This window comes from Candidatus Darwinibacter acetoxidans (assembly GCF_041936445.1).
Lineage (GTDB): Bacteria > Bacillota > Limnochordia > Darwinibacteriales > Darwinibacteriaceae > DTU010.
On record NZ_JBHGXH010000181.1, the window covers coordinates 1 to 4,781 of the forward strand.

6 protein-coding genes are annotated in these 4,781 nt (G+C 57.8%); 2 read left to right on the forward strand and 4 right to left on the reverse strand.

Annotated features, from left to right (window positions below):
- Positions 1-108: 108 nt before the first annotated feature.
- Together ACE4YL_RS06565 and ACE4YL_RS06570 are read left to right on the forward strand one after the other, a co-directional pair.
- Positions 109-945 (forward strand): transketolase, encoded by an 837-nt coding sequence (locus tag ACE4YL_RS06565; protein WP_461369411.1) that lies wholly within the window; start codon positions 109-111, stop codon positions 943-945.
- On the forward strand, positions 942-1,871 hold the full coding sequence (locus ACE4YL_RS06570) for a transketolase family protein (RefSeq protein WP_461359107.1): 930 nt from the start codon (positions 942-944) through the stop codon (positions 1,869-1,871). The genes ACE4YL_RS06565 and ACE4YL_RS06570 overlap by 4 nt, the downstream gene beginning before the upstream one ends.
- 59 nt (positions 1,872-1,930) lie before the next feature.
- Here the strand turns inward: ACE4YL_RS06570 and ACE4YL_RS06575 are convergent, their stop codons facing one another.
- From ACE4YL_RS06575 to ACE4YL_RS06590, 4 genes are all read right to left on the reverse strand, one after another.
- Positions 1,931-2,212 (reverse strand): hypothetical protein, encoded by a 282-nt coding sequence (locus tag ACE4YL_RS06575; RefSeq protein WP_461359108.1) that lies wholly within the window; start codon positions 2,210-2,212, stop codon positions 1,931-1,933.
- Between the two features lie 57 nt (positions 2,213-2,269).
- A complete protein-coding gene (locus ACE4YL_RS06580) occupies positions 2,270-2,440 on the reverse strand; it encodes a hypothetical protein (RefSeq protein ID WP_461369412.1) in 171 nt (56 codons plus the stop codon).
- Positions 2,441-2,679: 239 nt separating this feature from the next.
- Complete coding sequence (locus ACE4YL_RS06585; RefSeq protein WP_461369413.1) at positions 2,680-3,351, reverse strand: SatD family protein; 672 nt, start codon at positions 3,349-3,351, stop codon at positions 2,680-2,682.
- Between the two features lies 1 nt (position 3,352).
- Positions 3,353-4,063, reverse strand: a complete 711-nt coding sequence (locus ACE4YL_RS06590; protein WP_461366790.1) for a hypothetical protein — start codon at positions 4,061-4,063, stop codon at positions 3,353-3,355.
- Positions 4,064-4,781: the final 718 nt, after the last annotated feature.

Genomic DNA, 4,781 nt, shown 5'->3' on the forward strand with positions numbered 1-4,781 from the left:
TCACCGCCATCCCCATTGTGATCTTCTTCATGCTGGTCCAGCGGCGCTTGGTGCAGGGCTTGACGGCCGGAGCAGTAAAAGGATAACAATGAGGAGGATGCAAGCAGCATGACAACCAGGTCGGTCACAGAATTACAGGATTTAGCGTGGGAGCTGCGGGAGACGGTGCTGCAGATGCTCCACAGCGCCCGCAGCGGCCATCCCGGCGGCAGTCTGTCCTCTGCGGAGATCATGAGTGTTCTGTACTTCCACGTACTGAACATTAAGCCAGAGGACCCGAAGTGGCCGGAGCGGGACCGCTTTGTGATGAGCAAAGGCCACGGCTGCCCCACTTTGTATGCGGCCTTGGCCAAGCGGGGCTTTTTCCCTGCAGAAGAGCTGTTCAAACTGCGGCAAAACGGCAGCATCCTGCCGGGCCATCCCGACATGAACAAAACGCCGGGCATTGACATGAGCACCGGTTCTTTGGGCCAGGGCATCAGTGCTGCGGTGGGCATGGCCCTGGGGCTGAAGTACCAGGGGCTGTCCAGCCGGGTCTATGCCCTCTTAGGCTGCGGTGAGCTGCAGGAAGGGCAAGTGTGGGAGGCCGCCATGGCTGCAGCCCACTACAAGCTGGATAACCTCATCGCCATTATCGACTACAACCGGCTGCAGATCGACGGTACCAATGCGGAAGTGATGGAAGTGGAGCCCCTGGCCGACAAATGGCGGGCCTTCGGCTGGCATGTGCAGGAGATTGACGGCCATAATGTGCAGGCCATTTTGGACAGCATCGAGCAGGCCCAAAAGGTCCAAGGACAGCCCGCGGTGATTATCGCCAGGACCGTGAAGGGCAAAGGGGTCTCCTTCATGGAAAACCAGGCGGGCTGGCACGGCAAAGCCCCGAGCGATGAGGAACTGAAACAGGCACTCGCCGAACTGCGGCAAAGGAGGATGCAGCAATGACAAGGCTCGCCAATCGCATTGCTTACGGAGAGGCCCTGGTAGAACTGGGCCGCAGGGATCCTAAGGTAGTGGTACTGGATGCGGATCTGGCCAAAGCAACCCAGACCGACAGGTTTCGTCAAGCCTTTCCCGAGCGCTTTTTCAACGCGGGCATCGCGGAACAGAACCTCATGGGCCTGGCCGCGGGCATGGCTGCCACAGGCCTCATTCCCTTTGTGAGCACTTTTGCTGTTTTCGCCACCATGCGGGGTGTGGAGCAGTTCCGCAACTCCATCGCCTATCCCAATTTGAATGTAAAAGTGGTGGCCACCCATGCGGGCATTGAAAACGGCCCCGATGGAGCTAGCCACCAATCCGTGGAAGATCTGGCCATCATGCGGGCTATCCCCAACACAACGGTTATTGTGCCTTCCGATCCCATTACCACCAAAAAGGCCGTGGAGGCCGTGGCCCAAACCTACGGCCCCGCGTATATCCGCCTGGGCCGGGCGGAGATGCCCTTCCTCTATGCTGAAGACTTCCAGTTTGAAATCGGCAAGGGAGCACAGCTGCGGGACGGCTATGATCTGACCATCATCGCCGTGGGCAACATGGTGGAAAAGGCCCTCTTGGCAGCCGATGAGCTGGCCAAGGAGCGGATCCGCGCCCGGGTGATTGACCTGCTCACCGTGAAACCCTTGGATGAAGAGCTGATCCTTAAAGCGGCCCAGGAGACCAGGGGCATTATCACCGTGGAAAACCACAGCATTCTGGGGGGCCTGGGGGGAGCCATCTGTGAGCTACTCAGCGAACGCTACCCTGCCAGGGTGCTCCGGGTAGGTCTGCAGGATCGCTTCGGCGGCTGCGGCAATCCTGAGCTTCTCCACGAAGAGCTGGGCCTTTCTGTGGACAGCATCATCGCTGCAGCACACAGGCTGCTCAAGTAAAAGGAGACTGCTCACGAAAAAAGGCGCGGGGGGAAACCCGCGCTCTTTCTATTTTCTATTCAAAGCTGAGGGCTGTATCCGGATCCAGCTTGGCTGCCCGAAGCGCCGGTGAGCTCATAGGCCTTCTGCGGCCTGAGCAGGGCCAGCTCCTGTTGGGTGCTGTCCATCTCCGCAAGGAGCTCACCCTCTGCCACGGTCTGGCCCACTTCCACCAAAATGCGCTCGATCCTTGCCCCTGCGGTAAAGCCCAAGTCGGCCTGGCGGGCACCGCGGATGGCGCCGGAGGCACTGATGGTTTTGCGTAGAGTACCCCGGCTCACCGGCATGGTGGGCTGGCGCACCTATTCCCTCCAGGCCTCCAGGGCCGCCACAGAAAAACGCACCGCGCTACCTGGCGTTCAGGCCAAGAGCAAGGGTGCGCACTCTTTGATCCGCTGCAGCGTATCGGCGATCATCTGCATCATGGTGGAAAGAACCTCCCCCGGCGGACCGCTGATCTGTGAGGCTGCCGATTCGACGCCCCGGCACTCGTTTTGCTCTTTCAGTCTAGGAAACGCGGAAAGAGGCACTGGAATCGTCCAATGCCGCTTCATGAGGTCTAGGTGGAGCAAACGTCCAGAAACACTTAGGAGGCATCTCCCCGAAAGCGAGTCCCCCGTTTTGAGCAGCCCGCCGCTGCGTTCCCGAGCGGAGAGTTGGCCCAGCCCCGCCACGCTTCGCAAAAATTTCAGGCAAGGACTTACAGGCAGGCCTTGGCTGAAAACAGCCGGAGCCCTTGGCGGGAGTTAACCCCACAAAGTTGACTCACTCATATCAACCTCCTGGGGTTAACCTTCGTCAGTTTTGTCCAGGCTTTCGACGGCCTGAAGAAGAAGGCGTTCCAAAGCAACCCTGCCTCGGGAATAGTGGTGCCCCCCGCGGCTGTCAGCCTTTTCGACACTGCTGCCTTGGAGATTCCCAAAGCCGCGGCAACCTCAACCTGTTTGCCCAAGCGGGACTGCAGGCGGATGGTTTCCATCTGCTCTGGCGTCCAGCGCGCCTGCAGGTGGCAGAGCAGGTTACCCAATGCCTCAAGCTGCAGGTCGTACTCTCGACCAAATCCACAAAACGCGATATGCAGTCTTTTCCGTTTCGCTCTGGTTAGGGCCACCTCTGCATTTTGCCACGCCTCACCATCCATGCCGATGGAGATCGGCTGAAGCTCCGTACTCAAGGTACCAAATCCCACTCCGAAGCGGAACTCTACCTCTGCCAGGGCAAGGGACACATACTCGCATACTCTGAACACCCATGGGGCTTGAGAAGGCGGCAGCAACACCTGAGCTTCATCCCCATGGGTGACGACAAACTCCGCAACCAAGTGTTCGCCGAATCTGTCGTTAATCTCTCCGGCGATGTCCAAGAAGCGCCTCTGCACCTCACCCCGTTGCTGCAGCAGCCTGGAACTCACCATGTCAACCTTCACTGCTACATAGCGCACGTCAAATCCCCCCCAGTACCACCAAACCACTCCCCAAGGCAACCACAACACTGAGCAGCGTGCCAAAAAGGTAGTATTCAGCAAAAGCTCTATCCCTCAGCTGAGGATACCTAACTATGGATTTTGCGGTGATCACCAAACCTATGCTGGGGATGTTACCCGTGGCCATGAGCAGGACAATAAGCCACCGCTCTATAGTCCCTATCCTCCGCCCTATTCGTAAGCACCTGTCATCTACTTGAGCCGCTTCAGATGCAGCTGCCACTTCAGGGAACTCCTCATGGTTTGCACCCTTGCTCTCTTTGACCATCGCGGGCTCTACTCGCGCCAAGGCCAAGCGGATAATGTGGTTGGCAGGATGGGCTAAAAAGACGAAGAGGAAGATCAATCGGTAGTCTAGCGCAAATCTCGGCGCGCAGTCCATCAGTCTCGAAAGAAGAACAACAACTAAGAGCACCAAGAAGTTGAGTTGGTACAAGAAAACGCCTGTGCGCCTCCTAACTCGCTCAACCAAGAACTGCAGAGGCAGCTCCAGACTTCCAGCCAGCGCCAAGAGCAGCGCAAAGGAGAGCCAGGCCCCAAGCGTTACACCATGCCAGAGCCTCCAATTGTGCTGAGTGTCCACTTCGACAAGAGCCAGCCGGTGCCTCCCAACAACAGCCAATGAACCAGTGGGTAGAAGGCGTAGCCCCAAGCGGGCTTCTGCCGCCATAGCCTCAGTGTCTGCCAACAGTGTTTGAGGAAGTACTCATAGCCCGTGGTGAGAGTTAACACGAACAAGTAGTTGGGCGAGAGATTCACCGAGGTTCACCTCCAGGAACTGACTCCATTCTAGCATGAAAAAGTTAACTTCTTAAGGTTAACTTTGGTAAGTTAACCCCCAGAGGTTAACTCCAATGGGGAACGCGGCCGGCCACCATTGCTCCAGTCGTCCTCTACTTCGGCCATATCCAGCTGCGGTCCACAGCCACAGCGCTGTCCCTGGATATCCTGCCTACTAGCGGACTGAGACGTCACGTCCAGTGGCACAGAGCCGATTCGTCACCGTGCCCGCGTATGGAACCCTTTGGCAAGCAAGACCTGGAAAACCAATGCGCAAGCGTGTCCAGCCCACCCACTTCGGTGGTCCAATTATCATTAAGCCAGATAGGCCACGGCTCCGCAGCGGAACGCCCGTCCGGCCATTGACACAGAAGCCAACTGTCTCTTCACGTGGTAACACCGCCGGCATATGGTCGAGCGCTGGTAACAAGAACTATACCTTACAGGCCCGCTTCTGCCAGCAAAAAAACGGCACTGAAGATGCTCAATGCCGCTCGTGTCATGCCTCTGCCGCCGCTTTACAGCTCTCTTTCCATCTCTTCCAGGCGAGTCAGTACCTGCTGCACTTCCCGCTTGACATAGGCCACTTCCCGGAGGCTTTCGTGGAT

Bases quoted from the DNA above. Each gene is read 5' to 3' on its own strand.
- ACE4YL_RS06565 (WP_461369411.1), top strand. From the start codon at position 109: ATGACAACCAGGTCGGTCACAGAATTACAGGATTTAGCGTGGGAGCTG.
- ACE4YL_RS06590 (WP_461366790.1), bottom strand. From the start codon at position 4,063: ATGGCGGCAGAAGCCCGCTTGGGGCTACGCCTTCTACCCACTGGTTCA.
- ACE4YL_RS06570 (WP_461359107.1), top strand. From the start codon at position 942: ATGACAAGGCTCGCCAATCGCATTGCTTACGGAGAGGCCCTGGTAGAA.